Genomic DNA, 20,476 nt, shown 5'->3' with positions numbered 1-20,476 from the left:
CGCAAACCACGCGGTGCACCCGGGATCGGACCATCCGTCTCAACCTGCGTGTACACCCCGCATGCCGACATGCCCTTACTCAAGGGGCCGCGGGAGAGTAGCCATAGGCCCCGCGTTCGGCATAGCCAGCATGCGTGTTTCCTAATGGTGGCGCCGTCGGGGGGACACTGGCGTACCGGTAGGAAAATTCTTACGTGACACGGATCACGTCCAGCGGTACATTCCTATACACAGGGTGAACGCCACGTAACAAGCGGCCACGACAAGGCTGCCATATCCGTGGGATTCACCCGCTGTTGCAATCGATTCATGAGTTCATGCCTCGGGGGAGGGCCCGCATGTATCTGCTCAGAAAGTTTCAGTTTCCGGTCAAGACGGCCATGGTGGTCGGCTATGTCCTGATCATCCGGGAAGTCGTGGTGCTGTGGTCCTGACGGGCCGGCAGCGTTAGGAGCCATAGCCTGCCGGGCCCAGGGAGCTGTGCCCGACAGAATGTCTCAGTCGCGATCCACCCAGCCCCGCTGCTGCGCTGCGGCCAGATCGGCGGGCGTGTCCACGTCCAGCGCGAGCGCGGGGGCGCTGACGCATCCGAGCGAATGGAGATCCAGGCTGGCGAACAGGCCGCGCAGGCCGCTGTCGCCTTGCAGGGGCACATTCGCCCAGACCGCATGCGCGACCACCGCGGGGATGCCGCGCACGCCCGCGTAGCCGCTGCTGGCACATCCGGACGCGGCGCGGTCGGCCGCGTCCAGCAGCGCGTGCAGATGCGCCGCCTCGAGCGCAGGCTGGTCGCAGCCGAGGATCAGGCTGCGGCGCAGCCTGTTGTCCTCGCGCACATGGCGCCGGAGCACGCCCAGACTGGAGCCCATGCCTGCGCTCCAGTCTTCGTGCTGCAGGATGTCCACCTGCAACCCGTGCAGCATGTCGCGCAGACGCGCCGCATCGGAGCCCAGAACCACTGCGCAGCGCAGCGGCGCGGTCTGCAACGCGATGCGCACCACCCGACGCAGCAACGGCTCTCCATCGCGCAACAGGGCCTGCTTGGAACGTCCCAGGCGCCTGCTCTCCCCTGCCGCCAATACCAGTGCCGCGTGGTCGTTGCTCATGCGCTGAAACTCCGTGGCAGCAGGGCACCGGGCCAATGCGCGGACCGCATCGGTGCGTGCGTTCCAATGGCGCTGCATGCCGGGCGCACCTGTCTTGCCACTGGGATGGACGAACCAACCGACTGACTGCAGTCCGAGGCGTCGCGGCGAACGGAGAACGGAAACATGGCGACGTTGCCCGCGGTGAGGGGAAGCATCAGCGTAGGGACTGGGCTGTACGTGCCAGGTGACCTCGACCGTGGCGAACGCGGGTCAGCGACGTTGAGGTGGGTTGCGATAGCCCAGGCGCATCAGGCGGCTGCCGCCCTCTGCGCGTCGGCGACGGCCTGGGTCGCCTCGGCAAGGATCCCCAGCGCGATGCCATGTGGCGACGAGTGCCCCGTGCGCCAGCCGGCGGGCAGCCGCAAGCGCGCCAATGCCGCCTCGTCGTACCCCAGCGCACGCAGCGCCTGCAGGCGCGTCTGGCGCTTGCTGCGACTTCCCAGGATGCCGATGCAGGCGACCGGCGATGCGAGACCGCGCTGCGCCACCTGCAGATCGATCTGCTCGTCGTGCGCAAGGCTGTACACGGCCGTCTCCGCGTCCAGCTGCAGCTCGCGCAATGCATCGCTCAGGTTGCGGCGATCGTAGTGTTCCATGCTCAGCCCGGGTGGCGGTTCGCCGGGGCCGTGCGGGCGCAGCACACGCACCTCGATGCCCATCTGGCTGGCCAGGGAGACCAACACCAACAACGCCGGGTCCGCGCCGACCAGCACCAGCCGCAAGGGCGGGCGGTGCACGCGCAGGAATTCGCCAGGACGAATGTCGCGCGCCGTGGCCGGATAGCGCACCGCGCCGCTGTTGCGATCCAGGCCGACAAGAAACGCCCGACGGTGCTGACGCGCGTTACGCCAGCGTGCCAGGTACTCGCCAAGATCCGCAACAGGCCAGACCAGGATGCCGATGCGGCCGCCGCAGCTGAGCTGGATGTCCAGTACCGCGCTGCCTGCGCCGTACTCCAGCCAGCGCGGCCGCCCGTCGCGCAATGCCGCCTGCGCCTCATGCGCCACCGCGGCCTCCACACACCCGCCCGAGACGTAGCCGGCTACGTCGCCGTCGGCAGTGATCGCCATCTCGCTACCCAGTGGCCGCGGCGAAGAGCCCTCTATCTCGATCAGGGTCGCCATCGCGACACGCTGCCCCGCACGGTGCCAGGCGGCAAGAACCGGCAACAGGTCTTCGTGCAGGGCGTAGCCCGGCCAGGCCGGCCAGGCCGGCGCCACTGGCGCGGCCCGGGCGGCGGGGGCGACCACGGCGCTCACGCGCGCAGCAGCTCGGGCAGTTGCGGCAGCAACTTGTCCAGCGTGATCGGATACTCGCGCACACGCACGCCCGTGGCGTTGTAGACCGCATTGGCGATCGCCGCCGCAACCCCGCAGATCCCGAGCTCGCCCACACCCTTGGCCTTCATCGGCGAAGACAGCGGGTCGCTTTCTTCCAGGAACACCACCTCCTGGTGCGGAATGTCCGCATGCACCGGCACTTCGTAGCCGGCCAGGTCGTGATTGACGAAGAACCCGAAGCGCTTGTCCACCGCCAGCTCCTCCATCAATGCCGCGCCCGCGCCCATGGTCATGCCGCCGATCACCTGGCTGCGCGCAGATTTTGGATTGAGGATGCGACCTGCCGCACACACCGCCAGCATGCGGCGAATGCGGATCTCGGCCGTCGCGATGTCCACGCCGACCTCGACGAAGTGCGCGCCGAACGTGGACAGCTGGTGTTGCTTGGCCAGGTCGCCGAATTCGATCTTGTCCTCCACCACCAGCGCGCCGTTGGCGGCCGCATCGCCCAGCGCGACGCGCTTGCCCGCGGCACGGACGTGGCCATCGGCGAACTCGGCCCTGGCCGGATCCATTCCAAGCCGCGTGGCGATGGCCTCGCGCAGTTTCACCGCCGCCGCATAGACGCCGGCGGTGGAGCTGTTCGCCCCCCACTGTCCGCCCGAACCTGCCGATGCCGGAAAGCTGGAATCGCCCAGACGTACATCCACCCAATCCAGCGGCACGCCCAGCATTTCGGCGGCTGTCTGCGCGATGATGGTGTAGGAGCCGGTGCCGATGTCGGTCATGTCGGTTTCCACCACCACACGCCCGCCCTGCTCCAGCCGCATGCGTGCGCCGGAGGTCATGACCGGGGCGTTGCGGAATGCTGCGGCCACGCCCATCCCGACCAGCCAGCGACCATCGCGCGTGCTGGCTGGCCTGGTCTTGCGCCTGGACCACTCGAAGCGTTTGGCGCCATCTTCCAGGCACTTGACCAGCTGCCGCTGCGAAAACTTGCGTTGCGGATTTTCCGGATCGACCTGGGTGTCGTTGACGATGCGGAACTGGACCGGGTCCATGCCGAGTTTTTCGGCCATTTCGTCCATGGCCACTTCCAGGGCCATCATCCCGGGCGCTTCGCCGGGCGCGCGCATCGCATTGCCTTCGGGCAAATCGAGCACGGCCAGGCGCGTGGCGATCAGGCGGTTGGCACCGGCGTACAGCAATTGCGTCTGCGCGGCGGCGATTTCCGGCTCGCCGTCGGGCAAATCGCCGGACCAGGTTTCATGCGCAATGGCGGTGAGCTTGCCGTCGCGCCCGGCACCCAGGCGAATGCGTTGCAGTGTGGCCGGGCGGTGGGTGGTGTTATTGGCGATCAGTGGCCGCGGCAGCATGACTTTCACCGGGCGCCCGACCTGGCGCGCTGCCAGCGAGGCGAGCAGCGCATCGGCGCGCAGGAACAGCTTGCTGCCAAAGCCACCACCGACGTAAGGCGACATGATGCGCACGTTCTCGCGCGGGATGCCCAGCGTGGTGGCCAGATCGCGTGCACCCCAGGCGATCATCTGATTGGAGGTCCAGACGCTGAGCTTGTCGCCCTCCCACATCGCGATCGACGCATGCGGCTCCATCATGGCGTGCGAGTGATCGGGCGTGGTGTACTCGGCATCGAGTTGCACCGGCGCCGCGGCGAACGCAGTGGCGAAATCGCCAACGTTGCTGTTGGGCGCGCCGCCCGACGTGACGACCTTGGCCCCGCCGCGCGCCTTCTTCAGGTCATACGCCCCCACGTGGCGGCCATAGTCCACCTTGATCAGCTGTCCAGCGGCGCGGGCCTGCTCGAACGTCTCGGCAACCACTACCGCGATCGCCTGGTGGTAATGCTGGATCTGGGGTCCCCCCAGCAGCTTGGCGGTATTGAGCTTGCCCTTGTGCAAGGTTCCGGCATTCTGCGCGGTGACGATGCCCAGCACACCGGGCGCATTGCGCGCGGCACTCAGATCGATGCTGCGGATGGTGCCTTTGGCAATCCCCGCACCAACCACATGCCCATAGGCCGTGCGGCCCGGCAGGTCGTGGTGTTCGTAGGCATACGGTGCCTGGCCAGTGGTCTTGAGCGGGCCATCGATACGGTCGACGGGCTTGCCGACGACCTTGAGCTGATCGATGGGATTGCGACCGGCAGGAGTGTCGAATTTCATATCAGGCCCTCGCGTCGGCCAGGATCGAGGTCAAGGTGCGCTCCACCAGCGGCAGCTTGAAGGCATTGTGTTCGGTCGGCTGCGCGCCGCCGAGCAGCACCGATGCGATGGCGCGCGCGCCCTGGCGTGATTGCGCTTCCGCGGCCTCGCTGCGCCAGGGCTTGTGCGCTATCCCACCGACACCGACGCGCGCGCTGCCATCGCGCTGCACGACGGCGGCAACCGATACCAGTGCGAACGCGTAGGAGGCGCGATCGCGTACCTTGCGATAGACGTGCGTGCCGCCAAGCGGCTTGGGAAGCGTCACCGCGGTGATCAACTCGCCGCGCTCCAGCACAGTCTCCAGATGCGGGGTCGTTCCCGGCGCCCGGTAGAATTCCGCAAGCGGCACCGCGCGGGTCTGCCCGTCCGGTCGCACGGTTTCCACCGTTGCATCCAGCACGCGCATGGCGATCGCCATGTCGCTGGGATGGGTGGCGATACACGCCTCGCTGGTACCGATCACCGCCAACTGCCGGTTGAACCCGCCGATGGCCGCGCAGCCACTGCCGGGCAGACGTTTGTTGCACGGCTGGTTGGTGTCGTAGAAATACGGGCAACGGGTACGCTGCAGCAGGTTGCCAGCCGTGGTGGCACGATTGCGCAGCTGCCCCGAGGCCCCGGCAAGCAGGGCGCGCGATAGCACCGCGTAATCGCGGCGCACCCGTTGGTCGGCAGCGAGATCGGTGTTGCGTACCAGCGCGCCGATCCGCAGGCCACCTTCGGGAGTGGCTTCGATGGTGTCCAGGCTCAACCCGTTGACGTCGATCAGATGCGACGGCGTTTCGATCTGCAGCTTCATCAGGTCCAGCAGATTCGTGCCGCCGGCGATGAACTTGGCCCCGGGCTGACGCGCAGCCTTGGCCGCCGCATCGGCCGGCGACGACGCGCGCTCGTAACTGAAAGCCTTCATGCGCGACCTCCGGCGACGTCATTGATCGCATCGACGATGTTGGAATATGCACCGCAGCGGCAGATGTTTCCGCTCATGCGCTCCTGCAACTCGGGCGTGGTGAGCCTGGTCTTGCCGGTGAGATCCTCGGTCACATGGCTCGGTATACCGCGTTCGACCTCGTCCAGCACCGCCACTGCGGAGCAAATCTGACCGGGCGTGCAGTATCCGCACTGATAGCCATCGTGCTTGACGAAGGCGGCCTGCATCGGGTGCAACTTGTCGGGTGTTCCCAGCCCTTCGATGGTGGTGACCTTGGCACCTTGGTGCATCACCGCCAGCGACAGACAGGAGTTCATGCGCTGCCCGTCGACGATCACCGTACAGGCGCCACACTGACCATGATCGCAGCCCTTCTTGGTGCCGGTCAGGTGCAGATGTTCGCGCAGCGCGTCCAGCAAGGTCGTGCGGTTGTCCAGGGTCAGCGTCACCGGCTTGCCATTGACATCGAAGCTCACCCGACTGGATGCGTTGGTCGGTTCCACGGCCTGACGTTGCGCTGCCGCGCCGGCAGCACTGGCGGCCATCGATTGGGTTGCGGCAACGCCGGCTGCCGACGCCGTGCCAGCGATCAATACCTCGCGACGGGTCATCTTGATGTCTCTCATGGCTGGCATCTCCAACAATGCTGGCTTGTACAGTTCTTTATCAATGTGCAGCGCAGCGGGTCACAGGCGCGTGAGCGACTGACCGCACGGGTCACAACGCGCAGGGTATCGCTCCATCCTGGGGCGGGGTTGGCTGCATCCGCACAGCCTGCGGAATACGCCGCCGAGCGGGCCGTATCGCCTCACTGCAGGGACGTAAACGGATGCGGCTGGAAGCACAGGCACAAGCGTGCGGCATGCACGATGATGCGCGTTGCAGCACACTCCGCGGCAACTGTCGGGACGACGCGCCAGCGACCGAAGTCGTCACGGTTGCGCCCGCCAACACGTCATTGGCGGGCGCGGTGCAGGCGCATGTGCGCTGTGTTGCCGTGATTTCCCTGCAGACAGGGCAGCAGGCGGGCTCAGAACTCCAGCGCGATCTTGCCGAAGTGGCCACCGGATTTCTGCAGCGCGAATGCCTCGCCAATCTCCTCCAGCGCATAACGACGATCGATGACCGGGCGCAGCGGCAAGCTGTCCAGTGCGCGCACCAGATCCTGCTGATGCCGCCGGCTGCCGACGACCAGCCCCTGCAGGCGCTGCTGACGCCCCATCATCTCGGCGGTCGGCACAGCGCCGGTCAGAACGCCGATCAAGGCGATGTGTCCGCCCACGCGCGCTGCGCGGATCGATTGTGCGAGCGTTCCAGGTCCACCCACTTCCACCACATGGTCCACACCACGGCCATCGGTGATGTCCAGCACCTGCGCGGACCATTCGGCATGCTGCCGGTAATTGATGACATGGTCGGCCCCGAGCGCGCGCACCTTTTCCAGCTTTTCGTCGGAAGACGACGTGGCGATCACGCGCGCGCCCATCGCCTTTGCGAACTGCAGCGCGAAGATGGAGACGCCACCGGTGCCCAATACCAGCACCGTGTCGCCCGCCTTCAGGCCGCCGTTGACGACCAGCGCGCGCCAGGCGGTGACGCCGGCGGTGGTGAGGGTGGCGGCCTCGACATGGCTGTAGCCGGCCGGCGCATGCGTGAATGCGTGCGCATCGGCGACCACGGCCGACCGCGCGTATCCATCCACGCCATCGCCCGGCGTGGTGGAAAATCCCGCATGCAGCGGCTCGCCATCCAGCCAGTGCGGAAAAAAGGTGGACACCACGTGGTCGCCCACAGTGAATTCGTCCACCTCCGGCCCTACCGCTTCCACCACGCCGGCGCCGTCGGACATGGGGATACGGCCATCTGCGGCCGGCATCTGTCCCAGGACCACACCCAGGTCGTGGAAGTTGAGCGAACTGGCATGCAGGCGTACGCGGATCTGACCGCGTGCGGGCTGCCCTGGGTCGGCCAGATCGACCGCGCGCAGGGCACTCAGTCCGGCAGGCTGCGAAAGACGGATGGCACGCATCGGAGACTCCTTGCTGTGATTCGGCTTCTTGGATAACAAAGGAGCCGTTATGCGCATGCAGTCGAGCTGGCTTGCGCGCCACGACGTGGCAAGGACCGCGACAGCGTCGCAGAGGCGTGACCGCAGCGCCGGTGCGAGGCGCAGGCCGCGATGACGTGGTGCAGATCACAGATCCTCGCGCTTCACGGCAGCGCGCGCCTGATGGCCAGCGATGGCGGGGCACGATGGCACAACGATTGCACCGAGCCAATGTCCAGACAGGCAGCGACCGTGATCTCCATCACCGCACAGCGACGACACCATGCTCAGCGCATTGCGTTGCACTTCGTGCTGGCCGTCGCCTGCCTGCTGTTGCTCGGCTCGGAATACTGGTCCATTCGCGAGGAACGGGCCTCGGCGCTGCGCGGTGCCGAGGTCCAATCGCTGAACCTGGCCAATTCGCTGGCGCAACACGCCAGCGACAGCCTGTCCATCGCCGATGCAGTGCTGTCGGGTCTGGTCTCGCGCGTCGAGCACGAGCAGGGATCCGCCAGCGCGCATGCGGCAATGCATCAGTTCCTGATGGGCGAAGCGCGGCGTTCGGATCGTCTGCATGGCATCTTCATCTACGCCGCCGACGGCAGCTGGGTGAGTTCGTCGCTGGACAGCACTCCCCGAACGCACAACAACGCCGATCGCGCGTATTTCAAATACCACCGCGACCACCGCGATGCCATGTCGCTGGTCGGACCGCCGGTGCAGAGCCGCTCCGATGGCAGCTGGGTCATGACGCTCAGCCGCCGGCTCAATACCCCCAGCGGAGAGTTCGCCGGCGTGGTCCTGGTCACCCTGCAACTGCGCTACTTCCAGAACTACTACAGCGCCTTCAACGTGGGCCCGCACGGCAGCATCGGCATGGTCAGCGACGCAGGCATCGTGCTGGTGCGCCGCCCGGACCGGCAAGGCGTGATCGGCGCATCGATCGCGGGCTCTTCGATCTTCGTCGCCATCCGCGCACGCCGGCACGGCACCGCCACCTATCGCTCGCCGATCGACGGCGTGACGCGCATTGCCAGTTTCGCGCCTGCGCGCCCCTATCCCCTGACCGTGCTGACCGGCTTATCGGTGGACGATGCGCTGAGCAGCTGGCGACAGGCGGCGCAGCAGCGGATCGTGATTGCCGCGCTCGGTTGCGCGCTGTTGCTGGCAGTCGGGCTCTGGCTGGATCTGCAGCTGCGGCGCATGCATCGCAACCAGGCGCAGCTGAGCTCCGAAGCCTGGGTGGACGCGCTGACCGGCATCGCCAACCGCCGCGCCTTCGACCGGCGTCTGACACAGGCGCTGCAGGATGCAGTGCAGCTACAGGCCCCGCTATCGGTCCTGATGATCGATGTCGACCACTTCAAGCTCTACAACGACACCTATGGACACGTGAACGGCGATGCCTGCCTGCGCCTGATCGCCCAGGCGATCGCCAGCTGCACGCGCCGCAGCGATGACATTGCCGCGCGCTATGGCGGCGAAGAGTTCGCGATGATCCTGCCGCACACCGACGCAGCCGGTGCGTTGCGCCTGGCCGACAGCGTGCGCGGTGCCATCGCCGACCTGGGCCTGATGCATCTGCCCAGCCCGACCAGCGCGCATGTCACCGTCAGCATCGGCGCTGCCACCTTCGAACCCGGCCAGACCCCCGCCGCGCCGGAGACGATCGTGCACGACGCCGATGTGGCGCTCTACCGCGCCAAACAGGCTGGCCGGAATCGAACTGCGATGTGAGCTGCGCGCTGCGCAGCGCAGCCCGGTTGGCGCGTGCCCGAAGCTCGCGCCGCCATCACGCGTCACGGACCACGCATACTCGGCCACGCCAGGCAAACCCCGGGGCAGCCGCAGGACGGCAACGCAGTGCCCCGCCGCCTGCCGCCGCTAGGGACGGAAGTCGATCATCGCCAGGGTGCCCTGTGCGGCCGAGGATTCCAGGTGCAGACGCCAGCCGAACCGCTCGCAGATGCGCCGGGTCAGGAACAGTCCCAGCCCGGCGCCGCCGCCCTGCTTGACCGACTGCTTCAACGACTCGGTGTAGCGCTGCGCCGCCAGCGCGGTGTCGAAGCCTTCGCCGGAATCGCGGATGCGCAGCCGGTGGTCGCACACGCTCACCTCGATATCGCCTGCATAGGTGTGATCGGCCGCATTGCGCAGCAGGTTGCCGACTGCGATGCGCACCATCGACTCGGGCGCCTGCAGGGTCAGCGGTTCCAGCGCAGTGATGCGGTACTCCACCGGCTTGGCCGACACCAGGTACAGGTGATCGTGCACCAGTTCGGGCAACACCCCGTGCAGGATCGTCACCTGCCGGCGCTCGGCAGGCGTGGGTTCGCGCGACAGGTACAGCAACGCTTCCATGATGCGGGTGAGATTGTCCACCGCCTCGTCGATCCGGTGCAGCGGACCAAGCGCCCGCTCCGGCAACTGCTGCTTGTGCAGCACATCGGCCGCACCGGAGATCACCGCCAGCGGCGTGCGGAACTCGTGGCTGGCCTGATCCAGCAGACTGCGTTCGCGCTCGATGGCACGTTCCACCCGTTCCAGGTGCGCGTTGGCCTCGCGCGCGATGGTGTTGAGCTCGCTCTTGCGGTAATCGGTGGGCAACCGCTGCGCCGGCTGCAGCGGATCCAGTCGGCGCATGCGCCGGGCGAGATCCTGCACCGGCCGGGCGAATCCCAGGAACAACCACCAGATCACCAACCCGATCATCGCCAGGTTGCAGATGAAGAACAGCACGCTGAGCTGCACGCTGCCGTTCTGCTTGTCCTCCAATGCAGTCAGCTCGATGCTCATGATCAATCGCCCCTGCGGCAACGCAGTCACCAGCGCCGAATAGCTGCGATCGTGGCGCACGCTGCCCGTGTCGTCGGCGAAGGGCCCCCAGTGCGGGCGGACGATGGACATCAGCTTCGCCAGCGTGGAGGGATCGCCCTGCGTGTCCAGCTCGGCATCTCCGTAATAGCCCGGCGCAAGCCCGTCGAAGAACGCGGGCATGTCGGCAGGCAGCGGTGCGCCTTCGCGCAGCAGCCAGCCCTTGACCGGACCGCTGCGCGGCAATGCCTGCTGCTGCTCCTGCTGCGGCAGACGCGCGACGTTCTCGGTACTGACGGTCAGCAGCTGCTGCCAGATCGGATCCTCGATCACCTCCTGGCTGAGCAGGCCCTGCACCGACAGGCCAAACGCCAGCACCGCGCACGACATCAGCAAGCTGGCGCTGATCATCCACTGCAGACTGCGCGGACGGCCGTTGCGACTCATTCGCCCGTTCCGCCGAGACGGTAGCCGGCACCGGTGACGGTATGCAGCAACTTGGGCTCGCCCTCCTGATCCAGCGCACGCCGCAACACGTGCATATGCGAGCGCAACAGGTCGCCCTCGGGCAAGACATCGCCCCAGATCAACTGCTCCAGCCGGTCACGCCGCACCACACGCGGCGATTCGCGCATCAGCAGTTCGAGCACACTACGCAAGGTACCCGACAGCACCACCGCACGCCCGCCACGCGATACCGCCAACCGGTCCAGGTCGTAGCGCAGGTCGTGCACCTGCAGCACGTTGCCGGCCGCTGCACTGGCGCGGGCACGGCTCACCATCACGCGCAGGCGGATTTCCAGTTCCGGCAGCGCGACCGGCTTCACCAGGTAATCGTCGGCCCCGTTCTCGAAACCCAGCAGCTTGCCTTCCAATTGGTCCTTGGCGGTGAGCATGATGATGGGCGTGCGACAGGCATGCTCTTCGCGCAACTTGCGCAACACGCTCATTCCGTCCATGCGCGGCAGCATCCAGTCCAGCACGATCGCGTCGTAACGATTGCCGATGGCCAGATTCAGGCCCGACTGCCCATCCGGCGCTGCGTCGGGCCGGTGCCCGCAGGCCTCCAGATAATCGAAGATATTGGCCGCCAGGGCGCGGTTGTCCTCGATGATGAGGACCTGCAACACCTGCGTGGCGGCGACCGGTTGCGTCATCGGCATAGTGATTCTCGAAGGTGGGACCATCATACCCAGCGCACGGCCGATGGCCTCGAACAGGCAAGGCAGCGCCGACCACAGCCGTGGCATCCATCGTTGGTCGCGCTCAGCCATGCAGCAGCCACCGCAGCGCAGCGGCCGTGCCGGCAACCAACGCAAGCATGCACCCGAGCAGGCTCAGATTGATCGTCCATTTGAGCAAGGCATAGAGCGGTCGGCACTGCGCACGCAGGCGCTTGCCGGCCGCCATCCACGGTGCAACGCGCGCAAACAGGGCGCTCACCGGTCCGCGCCGGTCGCGCGCGTCATTGGGCGTCATCGCCGCGCGCGCCACCTGCGTGTAGGCCAGATTGAACAACCGCCCTGGCCAGCGCATCGGCCGCTCCACATCGCACATCAGGATCAAGCGCGGCGCATCCGTATCGTTGCGCACGAAATGCAGGTAGGTCTCGTCGAACACGAATGCCTCGCCATCGCGCCATGCACGGTCATGCCCGTCGACGTTGATGAAGCACCGCGGCGCGTTCGGCGTCGCCAGGCCCAGGTGATAGCGCAACGAGCATCCCAGCGGATCGGCATGCGGGGTAAGCGCCGAACGCGGCGGCAACACCGCGAACATCGCCGCGCGGATCTCCGGATAGCCTGCCAGCAGCGCCAGGGTGCGCGGACAGCTGGCACGCGCCGATGCATGCGGCGCGCCATACCAGCGGAGGTAGTAGCGGCTCCAGCCGTACTTGTAGAAGGTCCGGAAGCCCACGTCGAAAGAGGCCAACGCGCCTTCGCGCCGTGCCTCCTCGAAGCCGCCGCCGTCCAGCAGCGCGATGGCTTCGTCGCGAATGGTCTCCCAGTGCCGCGCCAGATCCGGAAGTCTCCGATAGAGCCGCAACGGTACGAACGGCCCGCGCGCCGCCGCACGGGTGTTGGCATACAGGACCACGTTGGGCAGCGCGAACACCGGCCAGCTCTTGCGCAGGTACTGGCGCACGCTGGCGTAGCGCGCCTGGTCGCGGAAGCGGTAGACGTAGGTCATCGCTGCCATCCAGGCCAAGAGCACGCAGAGCAGTGCGGCGGCGATCATGGCCGTGCACCCGGCATCGCAACGCACCGCGTGGAGTTTGCGCGGTCCATCAAAAGCCCCATGCCAGGCCGACCAGCACCGAACCGACCCCGTCGCGATCCGGCTCCAGCAAGGGGCTGTCGCTCAACGCGGTGGGCAATACGCTGTACTGCAGGCGTGTCAGGAACTGCCAACGTGCGCCGATCGACCGCACATAGGTCAGCCCCACCGTCGGCACGGTGGCCGAACCGGGCTTGTAGTCCACCACGCCGCGCGCGACTTCCTCATCGAGCGTGCCGTAGTAGTAATTAGCCAGATCCTTGGACAGGTGACTGACGCTGATACTCGGCGTCAGCTGGCCGCGACCGATGTCGATGGCATAGCCGTAGCGTGCGGTCAGCTCGTACCCATCGCTGGTGCCGGTGACGTCCGCCTTGGCGGTCAGTTCCAGCTCGCCGGCTGCGCCGCGCCAGGCCCCTGCCAGCCCCATGTCCAGGCTGTGGTCGCGGTCGTCCAGTCGCGCACGGTCGATTCCGTTGCGGGCCAGCTCCGCCGCGCCCAGATCGTCCGCATCCACGCCATCCACGCGCAGCGCCACGATCGCGTCCAGGCCGAAGGTCTCGCCCTGGAACAGGTGGGCGCCGCCGCTGATGCCGCGGAAGAACAGGCGCTCGCCTTCGAACAGCACCAGCGGAATCGGATTGGTCCGCGTCCCCTCGCCTGCGAACGGGCTATCCAGGGCCACCACGCCGAGTCCGATGCCCCAGCGATAGGAGCCCTGCTCGGACAACGACGGATCGGTTTGCGGAGTGGACTGGGCGACGGCAGTTGCGGGCAAGGCGAACAGCGCAGCGAGCGCAAGGCGGGACAGGGTCATGGGCGCGGTCTTCGATGAAAGGGGAGCCCCGCGGCAGCGGCCGAGCTGGTCGGCACGCTGCAGCAGCGGTGCGGACGCAGCGTGCCGCAGCGATGTCGGCCAAATGTCGGCGTGGCGCCGACGCCCGACTCAGCGCATCCGTTTCGCGGCAATGGCAGCTGACTCAGCCCTTGGCCTCGCGCGCATCCCGCAGTGGCTCTCCGCCCCGCTCATCACCGCCATCGAAAAGGCCCGCGCGAGCGGGCCGAGTCACTTTCTGCGATTGCGCCAACAGTCCCGATGGCCCTTCCCGCTGCGCTCACCTCTCCCTCGGCGCAGCAGTGGATCCGCGCAACATCAAGCTGAAATCCAGCGTCTGCTGCAGCGGCACGTCTTCCCTTTCGATGATGGCGAGCAGCAGATTGACTGCGCGCACACCGATCTCCCGCATGGGTTGCCGGATGGTGGTCAACGGCGGGGTGAGGTAGCTGGAAGACGCCAGGTCGTCGAAGCCGACGATGGACAGCGCATCCGGCACGCGGATGCCGAGGTCCCGGCAGGCCGCCAGCGCGCCCAGCGCCATTTGATCGCTGAAGCAGAAGATCGCCGTCGGCGCCGGCGCACAGGCCAATAGCGCCATCGCAGCCGCATGGCCGGATTCGACGGAGAAGTCGCCCGGCACCACGGTCAGCTTGCGCACACGGCCACGCGCCTTGCAGGAAGCCCGCACCCCTTCCAGCCGTTGCCGGTGCAGCGGGTTGTCGGGCGGACCGCCCACCACGGCGATCCGCTCGTGCCCCAAGCCGTAGAGGTGTTCCATCACGGCGCGCGCGGCGGCCGCGTTGTCGATGTGGACGCTGGGGATGCCCAGCGCCGGGTCGAACTCGCATCCGTTGACCACCGGCGCGGCGGCGCCAAGTTGCTTGACGATCTGGCGCGCCGTCGGCGGGAGGCGGTGCCCAAGCACGATCAGGCCATCGGCCTCGTTGCGCCGGAGCATCTGCGCATAGCGCTCCTCGCGGTCGGCCTGGTGCTGGGTATCGCCCAGCAGGACCGCGTAGCCGACCGCCTGCGCGGCGTCCTCCGCGCCCTGCAGGATCTGGGCAAAGAACGGATTGGTGATATCCGGAACGGTGACCAGCAGCTTGCCGCTGCGCTGGGTCTTGAGCGTCCTGGCCACCGTGTTGGGGACATAGCCCAGCGCGGCGGCGGCCTGCTCGATGCGCGTGCGCGTGGCCGGCAGGACTTTCTCCGGCCGGGAAAGCGCGCGCGACACGGTGCCGGCAGTGACGCCGACGTGCTTTGCGATGTCGTAGATGGTTGTTGCCATGGCATTGGTTCTTCTTTCTGCTGTGCAGTGCACAACGGGTCTTGCGGGACGCCCATGCTAGGATGATTCAATCGATTGCATCGAGGCGAATCACGTTGAAGACGCTCAAAGGTCCAGCGCTGTTCCTTGCGCAGTTCATTGACGACAAACCTCCCTTCGATCGTTTGGACACGCTGGCCGGTTGGGCTGCGGGCCTGGGTTATTCTGGCGTACAAGTCCCCACCAGCGCGCCCCGGCTGTTCGATCTGGCCCAGGCCGCGCAGAGCCAAGCTTACTGCGACGACATCGCCGGCATGCTGGCCGGGCATGGCCTGCAGATCACCGAGCTGTCCACGCACCTGCAGGGGCAACTGGTCGCCGTCCACCCCGCCTATGACCACCTGTTCGACGGATTCGCACCGTCGGACAAGCGCGGCGATCCTGCCGCCCGCCAGGCCTGGGCGGTGGAACAGTTGCTGCTGGCGGCCAAGGCCAGCCAGCGTCTGGGCCTGACCGCGCATGCCACGTTCTCCGGCGCGCTGGCCTGGCCTTACATGTACCCCTGGCCGCAGCGCCCGCCCGGGCTGGTGGAAGCGGCGTTCGCCGAACTCGGTCGCCGCTGGCGTCCCATCCTGGATGCCTTCGATGCCTGTGGTGTGGACCTGTGCTTCGAGATCCACCCAGGCGAGGACCTGCACGACGGCGCGACCTTCGAGCGCTTCCTCGATGTGGTGGACCATCATCCGCGCGCCAGGATCCTGTACGACCCCAGTCACTTGCTGCTGCAGCAGATGGACTATCTGGGCTTCATCGACCGGTATCACGCGCGCATCGGCATCTTCCACGTCAAGGACGCGGAGTATCGCCCCAGCGCGCGCAGCGGCGTCTACGGCGGCTACCAGGACTGGATCGACCGTCCGGGGCGGTTCCGTTCGCTAGGCGACGGCCAGATCGACTTCAAAACGATCTTCTCGAAGTTCGCGCAGTACGATTTTCCGGGTTGGGCGGTACTGGAGTGGGAGTGCTGCCTGAAGCATCCGGAAGACGGCGCACGTGAGGGTGCGGCGTTCATCCGCGACCACATCATCCGCGTGACTGAGCGCGCCTTTGACGACTTCGCCGACAGCGGCGCCGATCCGCAATCACTGCGCCGCACGCTGGGGATCTGAGCCGAACCGCCTGGGAGGGCAAGCCATGACGCACACCATGTCGCGCTTGGGCGCGATGATGTTTCTGCAGTTCTTCATCTGGGGGGCATGGTTCGTGACCCTGGGCACGTACCTGGTGCAGGGCCCTCTCCAGGCCAGCGCGAGCCAGGTGGCGACCGCCTTCCTCAGCCAGTCCATCGGCGCCATCCTGGCACCCTTCCTGGTTGGCCTGATCGCGGATCGTTATTTCGCGGCGCAGCGCATTCTCGCGTTGCTGCATCTCGCCGGCGCGGTGCTGCTGTGGCTGGCGTCCACGGCGGCGAGCTTCGGCGTGTTCTCCGCTTACGTCATGGCCTACATGCTGTTGTTCATGCCGACGCTGGCGCTGGCCAACAGCGTGGCGATGCGGCACATGCAATCTCCTGAAAAGCAGTTCCCACCCGTGCGCATGGCCGGCAGCGTCGGCTGGATCGTGGCGGGCCTGCTGATCGGCTGGCTGGGCTGGGAACAGGCGCACCGGCTCGAGCTGACGTTCCGGATGGCGGCGCTGGCATCGCTGGCCCTGGGCCTGTATGCCTTCACCCTGCCGCATACGCCGCCGCTGGCGCGACAGCGCGACGCCGGGCTGGGGCAGATCCTGGGACTGGACGCGCTGCGGCTGCTGAAGTCGCGCTCCTACCTGGTGTTCTTCCTTGCATCCATCGCCATCTGCATCCCGCTGGCGTTCTACTACAACTTCACCAACCCGTATCTCAACGCTTTGGGCGTGCGCGGCGCAGCCGGCCTGCAATCGCTGGGCCAGGTGTCCGAAGTGCTGCTGATGCTGGCCATGCCGCTCCTGTTCGCGCGGCTCGGGGTCAAGACGATGCTGGCGCTGGGCATGGCGGCGTGGGTGCTGCGTTACGTGATGTTCGCCTTCGGCGATGCGGGCGGCGGCTTCGCCTTGCTGGTGATCGGCATCGTGCTGCACGGCATCTGCTACGACTTCTTCTTCGTCACCGGCCAGATCTACACCGATGCGCATGCCGGCCCCGCCGCGCGCAGCAGCGCGCAGGGGTTCATCACCCTGGCCACCTACGGCGTGGGCATGTTGATCGGCACGTTCCTGTCCGGCGCGGTGGTGGAGCACTACACCACCGCGGCCGGCCCGGACTGGCAGCAGATCTGGTTGTTCCCGGCAGGCGTGGCGCTGATCGTGCTGGTCGCCTTCCTGCTGCTGTTCCGCGACCGGCCGGTCGTCGCCGCCGTTCCTTCCACGCGCTGAGGTCCAGTTCGATGAGCAAGCTTGGAATCGCCATCGTCGGCACCGGCATGATCGGCGCCGTGCATCGTCGCGCGGCACTACTGGCCGGTGCGCAGATCCGCGGCATTGCCGCCTCTTCCCCGGAACGCGCACGCGACGCGGCCCAGGCATGGGAGGTGCCGCGTGCCTATCGCGACATCGAGGACGTGGTCGCAGATCCGCAGGTGCAGGTGGTGCACGTGTGCACGCCCAACCATCTGCACCGCGCCATGGCGCAGGCCGCGCTGGAGTCCGGCAAGCACGTGATCTGCGAGAAACCCCTGGCCACAACGTTACAGGACGCCCAGGCATTGGCGGCACTGGCCGCCTCGACCGGCTTGGTTGCCACGGTTCCCTTCGTCTACCGCTACCATCCGGTGGTCCGCGAGGCGCGCGCGCGGATCGCGCAGGGCGAGCTGGGGCCGCTGCGCTTGATCCACGGCAGCTATCTGCAGGACTGGCTGCTGGACCCTGCCAGCAACAACTGGCGCGTGGACCCGGCGCTGGGCGGCGCATCGCGCGTGTTCGCCGACATCGGCTCGCACTGGTGCGACCTGGTGGAATGGGTCGGCGGCGAGCGCTTCGTCGAGGTCAGCGCGGCGTTCGCGACCGTGATCGCCGAACGCGGCGCCGTCACCGGGCAGAGCTTCAGCACACCGGCGGCGGGCGGCGCGATGCAGGCGGTCTCCAGCGAGGACGTGGCCGCGGCAATGTTCAGAACCGGCGCGGGCACGCTGGCATCGTTGACGGTGAGTCAGGTCTCGGCGGGACGCCGCAATCGCCTCTGGTTCGAGATCGACGGCGCCAGGGCCAGCGTGGCGTTCGACCAGGAGAACGCCGAACGGTTGTGGATCGGCCTGCCCGACCAGCGCGAGGAGATCTTCGTGCGCGGGCCCGGTGCCGGCAGTGACGAACAGCGCCGGCTGTCGGTGCTGCCGGCCGGGCATGCGCAGGGCTACGGCAATTGCTTCGAGGCGTTCGTCGCCGACACCTATCGCGCCATCGACAACGAGCGGCCGGAAGGTCTGCCCACCTTCGAAGACGGCGTGCGCTCGGCGCTGATCGTCGATCGCGTCATCACATCGGCCAGAACACGCGGCTGGACATCCATCGATTGAATCCCGGGAGGATATTCTGATGCCTACACCTACACGCAAGACTGCGGCCCTCGCCCTGCTGCTGCTCGCCGCCCTGCCCGCCTTCGCACGCGACGCTGCCGGCCCCCACAAACCCATCGCGGTGCAGATGTACACGCTGCGCAACGCCGGCTCGCTCGAGCAACAGCTGAGGATCGTCCACGATGCAGGCGTGGGCGCGGTGGAAACGGTCGGCACGCAGAACGTCAGCGCCGCCGAACTCAAGCAACTTCTGGACAAGTATTCGATCAAGGCGATCTCCTCGCACGTACAACTGGCCGAACTCCGCAGGGACCTGGACGGCGTGGTGGCGTTCAACCGTTCGATCGGCAACACGACACTGGTGGTGCCCTACCTGGACGAGAAGGACCGGCCGGCCGATGCCGCGGGCTGGACCGCCTTGGGCCAGGAACTGGGCCGGATCGCCAAGCGGATGCGGGCCAAGGGCATGCAACTGGCCTACCACAACCATGACTTCGAACTGGTCGACTTCAATGGCAAGACCGGCCTGGAACTGCTGTTCGCAGCAGCCGGCCCCGACCTCAAGACCGAGTTGGACCTGGCCTGGGTTGCGCGCGCAGGCTACGACCCGGCGATGATGCTGGGCAAGTTCAAGGGCCGCATGTTCGCGGTGCATGCCAAGGACAATGCCCCCAAAGGCCAGGCCGAGGACGAGGGCGGCTTCGCCGCGGTAGGCCGGGGGGTGCTGGACTGGAACGCGATCCTGCCTGCCGCGGCCGGGGCTGGCGTGCGCTGGTACATCATCGAACACGACCAACCGCGCGATCCGGCGACGGTCGTCCGGACCGGTGCCGACTACCTGCGGGTACACCTGCCCGTCCGTACGCATCGCTAGCGCGAAGGAGCTCCGCTTGAAACCGATCCTGATACTGGCGGTGGCGCTGCTGGGGCCGACACTGGCGACCACGGCGTGGTCCAAGGACGCGCCGACGGCCGGCGCACAGCTCTACGCACAACACTGCACGGCCTGCCACGGCGCGAATCGCACAGGCATGCCGCCCGCATTTCCCGCGCTGACCGACGTGGGCAAGCGGCTGCAGCCTGCACAGATCAAGGAGAAGATCAGCAAGGGCGGCGGATTGATGCCGCCCTTTGCCCAGCTATCGCAACAGGAACTCGACGAGATCGCCAGCTTCCTCGTGCAATAAGAGCAACTGATAGCGACTGTGCCCACCACCAGGCGGGCGCGGCCGGTGCTCGGTGCGGCATGCACCACGCGTACGCTGCGTTTCCTCCGCGCGGCCCACACCCACCGGACGACTGCTCGCTATGTTTCGTTGGCCGCTCCAAGCGACCGGCGCCAGCCGCACGCCGGCGCTACAGCGTGCGCACCCAGATGTTGCGATAGCTGACCTTGGAATCGTGTTCCTGCAGGAAGATCGGCGCGCAGGCATGCGGTGCGTACGACGGCGCACCGATGTACTCGGTCTTGCCCGACACGACGGTGTCGTTCTGCACCAGCACACCGTTGTGGAGGACGGTGATGCGCGCAGGCGACGTGAGCCCGCCCCCCTGCGAGAAGCGGGGCGCCTTCCAGATGATGTCGTAGGCCTGCCACTGACCCGGCGCACGCGACGCGTTCACCAACGGAATGGCCTGCTTGTAGATCGCGCCGGCCTGGCCGTTGGTGTAGGTCGGGTTGTTGTCGCTGTCGAGCACCTGCAGCTCATACAGTTCCTGCAGGAAGATGCCGCTATTGCCGCGCTGCTGCCCTTCGAAACCGCGGGTCGCGGTGGGCGTGCGCCATTCGACATGCAGTTGGATATCGCAGAAGCGCTGCTTGGTGCGGATGCCCTTGCTTCCCGGAACCACGGTCAGCGCGCCGTCGGCGACACTCCAGGGCACCGGTCCGCCCTGCTCCGACTCCCAGGCGGAGAGATCCTTGCCATCGAACAACACGATCGCGTCGGAAGGCGCGCGGCCCGGAGGCGTGGCCACGATCGCGGGAACGGGCGTCCACACCTCGGTCTTGGCCGGGTCGCCGCTGGTCTGCGCGAACGCAGGCGCTGCGGCCAGCAGGCCGGCCGCCATCAGCAAAGGTCTGGTCATGGTGTTCCCGGGA

The 20,476-nt window shown here is 67.1% G+C and carries 18 protein-coding genes and 1 other RNA gene; 7 read left to right on the top strand and 12 right to left on the bottom strand.

Translation table 11 applies throughout. From position 1 onward, the window contains the following. Nucleotides 1-497: 497 nt before the first annotated feature. The 6 genes from LL964_RS05575 to LL964_RS05550 all read right to left on the bottom strand — a co-directional run bounded on the left by LL964_RS05575 (nt 498) and on the right by LL964_RS05550 (nt 7,613). On the bottom strand, nt 498-1,106 hold the full coding sequence (locus LL964_RS05575; protein ID WP_104587428.1) for a nucleotidyltransferase family protein: 609 nt from the start codon (nt 1,104-1,106) through the stop codon (nt 498-500). Nucleotides 1,107-1,396: 290 nt separating this feature from the next. Next, nucleotides 1,397-2,407 (bottom strand): XdhC family protein, encoded by a 1,011-nt coding sequence (locus LL964_RS05570; RefSeq protein ID WP_104587309.1) that lies wholly within the window; start codon nt 2,405-2,407, stop codon nt 1,397-1,399. Further along, nucleotides 2,404-4,611: an aldehyde oxidoreductase molybdenum-binding subunit PaoC gene (gene paoC, locus LL964_RS05565; protein WP_104587308.1), complete on the bottom strand. Its 2,208-nt coding sequence runs from the start codon at nt 4,609-4,611 to the stop codon at nt 2,404-2,406. The genes LL964_RS05570 and paoC overlap by 4 nt, the downstream gene beginning before the upstream one ends. Nucleotide 4,612: 1 nt before the next feature. Next, nucleotides 4,613-5,563 carry an FAD binding domain-containing protein gene (locus LL964_RS05560; protein WP_104587307.1) on the bottom strand — a complete coding sequence of 317 codons (951 nt, stop codon included), beginning with the start codon at nt 5,561-5,563 and terminating at the stop codon, nt 4,613-4,615. Next, nucleotides 5,560-6,219: an aldehyde dehydrogenase iron-sulfur subunit PaoA gene (paoA, locus tag LL964_RS05555; RefSeq protein WP_255626215.1), complete on the bottom strand. Its 660-nt coding sequence runs from the start codon at nt 6,217-6,219 to the stop codon at nt 5,560-5,562. Before paoA ends, LL964_RS05560 begins: the two co-directional genes overlap by 4 nt. Nucleotides 6,220-6,614: 395 nt before the next feature. After that, nucleotides 6,615-7,613 carry a zinc-dependent alcohol dehydrogenase family protein gene (locus LL964_RS05550; protein ID WP_104587305.1) on the bottom strand — a complete coding sequence of 333 codons (999 nt, stop codon included), beginning with the start codon at nt 7,611-7,613 and terminating at the stop codon, nt 6,615-6,617. Nucleotides 7,614-7,862: 249 nt separating this feature from the next. On the opposite strand from LL964_RS05550, the gene LL964_RS05545 reads away from it, so the two are divergent. Continuing rightward, on the top strand, nt 7,863-9,368 hold the full coding sequence (locus tag LL964_RS05545; protein WP_208621438.1) for a GGDEF domain-containing protein: 1,506 nt from the start codon (nt 7,863-7,865) through the stop codon (nt 9,366-9,368). 147 nt (nt 9,369-9,515) lie between these two features. Here the strand turns inward: LL964_RS05545 and LL964_RS05540 are convergent, their stop codons facing one another. The 5 genes from LL964_RS05540 to LL964_RS05520 form a co-directional block, all read right to left on the bottom strand. Then, complete coding sequence (locus tag LL964_RS05540; RefSeq protein ID WP_104587304.1) at nt 9,516-10,892, bottom strand: sensor histidine kinase; 1,377 nt, start codon at nt 10,890-10,892, stop codon at nt 9,516-9,518. Continuing rightward, nucleotides 10,889-11,572 carry a response regulator transcription factor gene (locus LL964_RS05535; RefSeq protein ID WP_208621441.1) on the bottom strand — a complete coding sequence of 228 codons (684 nt, stop codon included), beginning with the start codon at nt 11,570-11,572 and terminating at the stop codon, nt 10,889-10,891. The genes LL964_RS05540 and LL964_RS05535 overlap by 4 nt, the downstream gene beginning before the upstream one ends. Before the next feature lie 139 nt (nt 11,573-11,711). Next, nucleotides 11,712-12,635, bottom strand: coding sequence for an aspartyl/asparaginyl beta-hydroxylase domain-containing protein (locus tag LL964_RS05530; protein WP_228329387.1), 924 nt, complete (start codon nt 12,633-12,635; stop codon nt 11,712-11,714). A gap of 97 nt (nt 12,636-12,732) precedes the next feature. After that, a complete protein-coding gene (locus LL964_RS05525) occupies nt 12,733-13,539 on the bottom strand; it encodes a MipA/OmpV family protein (protein WP_104587301.1) in 807 nt (268 codons plus the stop codon). A 298-nt stretch (nt 13,540-13,837) separates the two neighbouring features. Further along, entirely contained in the window at nt 13,838-14,848 is a 1,011-nt protein-coding gene (locus LL964_RS05520; protein ID WP_104587300.1) for a LacI family DNA-binding transcriptional regulator, read from the bottom strand. Nucleotides 14,849-14,943: 95 nt separating this feature from the next. On the opposite strand from LL964_RS05520, the gene LL964_RS05515 reads away from it, so the two are divergent. The 6 genes from LL964_RS05515 to LL964_RS05490 all read left to right on the top strand — a co-directional run bounded on the left by LL964_RS05515 (nt 14,944) and on the right by LL964_RS05490 (nt 19,697). Then, entirely contained in the window at nt 14,944-15,996 is a 1,053-nt protein-coding gene (locus tag LL964_RS05515) for a sugar phosphate isomerase/epimerase family protein (RefSeq protein WP_104587299.1), read from the top strand. 25 nt (nt 15,997-16,021) lie between these two features. Next, nucleotides 16,022-17,239, top strand: a complete 1,218-nt coding sequence (locus tag LL964_RS05510) for a nucleoside permease (protein WP_104587298.1) — start codon at nt 16,022-16,024, stop codon at nt 17,237-17,239. Nucleotides 17,240-17,250: 11 nt separating this feature from the next. Next, nucleotides 17,251-18,375 carry a Gfo/Idh/MocA family protein gene (locus LL964_RS05505; RefSeq protein ID WP_104587297.1) on the top strand — a complete coding sequence of 375 codons (1,125 nt, stop codon included), beginning with the start codon at nt 17,251-17,253 and terminating at the stop codon, nt 18,373-18,375. 19 nt (nt 18,376-18,394) lie between these two features. Further along, nucleotides 18,395-19,249 (top strand): sugar phosphate isomerase/epimerase family protein, encoded by an 855-nt coding sequence (locus LL964_RS05500; RefSeq protein ID WP_104587296.1) that lies wholly within the window; start codon nt 18,395-18,397, stop codon nt 19,247-19,249. Between the two features lie 16 nt (nt 19,250-19,265). After that, nucleotides 19,266-19,562: a c-type cytochrome gene (locus LL964_RS05495; protein ID WP_208621437.1), complete on the top strand. Its 297-nt coding sequence runs from the start codon at nt 19,266-19,268 to the stop codon at nt 19,560-19,562. Nucleotides 19,563-19,621: 59 nt separating this feature from the next. Beyond that, nucleotides 19,622-19,697, top strand: a non-coding RNA gene (locus tag LL964_RS05490) — sX9 sRNA. Nucleotides 19,698-19,731: 34 nt separating this feature from the next. Here LL964_RS05490 and LL964_RS05485 read toward each other — a convergent pair. Further along, nucleotides 19,732-20,463: a 3-keto-disaccharide hydrolase gene (locus LL964_RS05485; protein ID WP_208621436.1), complete on the bottom strand. Its 732-nt coding sequence runs from the start codon at nt 20,461-20,463 to the stop codon at nt 19,732-19,734. Between the last annotated feature and the right edge of the window lie 13 nt (nt 20,464-20,476).

It is taken from the genome of Xanthomonas melonis (assembly GCF_020783655.1).
GTDB classification, from domain to species: domain Bacteria; phylum Pseudomonadota; class Gammaproteobacteria; order Xanthomonadales; family Xanthomonadaceae; genus Xanthomonas; species Xanthomonas melonis.
Note: the sequence above shows the minus strand (reverse complement) of the source record. Positions and strands in the feature narration are given on the sequence as shown.

What these genes read in the sequence shown, in the direction of transcription:
- paoA (WP_255626215.1), bottom strand. Translation starts at nt 6,219, where the DNA reads ATGCCAGCCATGAGAGACATCAAGATGACCCGTCGCGAGGTATTGATC.
- LL964_RS05545 (WP_208621438.1), top strand. Translation starts at nt 7,863, where the DNA reads ATGTCCAGACAGGCAGCGACCGTGATCTCCATCACCGCACAGCGACGA.
- LL964_RS05510 (WP_104587298.1), top strand. Translation starts at nt 16,022, where the DNA reads ATGACGCACACCATGTCGCGCTTGGGCGCGATGATGTTTCTGCAGTTC.
- LL964_RS05485 (WP_208621436.1), bottom strand. Translation starts at nt 20,463, where the DNA reads ATGACCAGACCTTTGCTGATGGCGGCCGGCCTGCTGGCCGCAGCGCCT.
- LL964_RS05530 (WP_228329387.1), bottom strand. Translation starts at nt 12,635, where the DNA reads ATGACCTACGTCTACCGCTTCCGCGACCAGGCGCGCTACGCCAGCGTG.
- LL964_RS05540 (WP_104587304.1), bottom strand. Translation starts at nt 10,892, where the DNA reads ATGAGTCGCAACGGCCGTCCGCGCAGTCTGCAGTGGATGATCAGCGCC.
- LL964_RS05575 (WP_104587428.1), bottom strand. Translation starts at nt 1,106, where the DNA reads ATGAGCAACGACCACGCGGCACTGGTATTGGCGGCAGGGGAGAGCAGG.
- LL964_RS05550 (WP_104587305.1), bottom strand. Translation starts at nt 7,613, where the DNA reads ATGCGTGCCATCCGTCTTTCGCAGCCTGCCGGACTGAGTGCCCTGCGC.
- LL964_RS05525 (WP_104587301.1), bottom strand. Translation starts at nt 13,539, where the DNA reads ATGACCCTGTCCCGCCTTGCGCTCGCTGCGCTGTTCGCCTTGCCCGCA.
- LL964_RS05520 (WP_104587300.1), bottom strand. Translation starts at nt 14,848, where the DNA reads ATGGCAACAACCATCTACGACATCGCAAAGCACGTCGGCGTCACTGCC.
- LL964_RS05500 (WP_104587296.1), top strand. Translation starts at nt 18,395, where the DNA reads ATGCCTACACCTACACGCAAGACTGCGGCCCTCGCCCTGCTGCTGCTC.
- LL964_RS05505 (WP_104587297.1), top strand. Translation starts at nt 17,251, where the DNA reads ATGAGCAAGCTTGGAATCGCCATCGTCGGCACCGGCATGATCGGCGCC.
- paoC (WP_104587308.1), bottom strand. Translation starts at nt 4,611, where the DNA reads ATGAAATTCGACACTCCTGCCGGTCGCAATCCCATCGATCAGCTCAAG.
- LL964_RS05560 (WP_104587307.1), bottom strand. Translation starts at nt 5,563, where the DNA reads ATGAAGGCTTTCAGTTACGAGCGCGCGTCGTCGCCGGCCGATGCGGCG.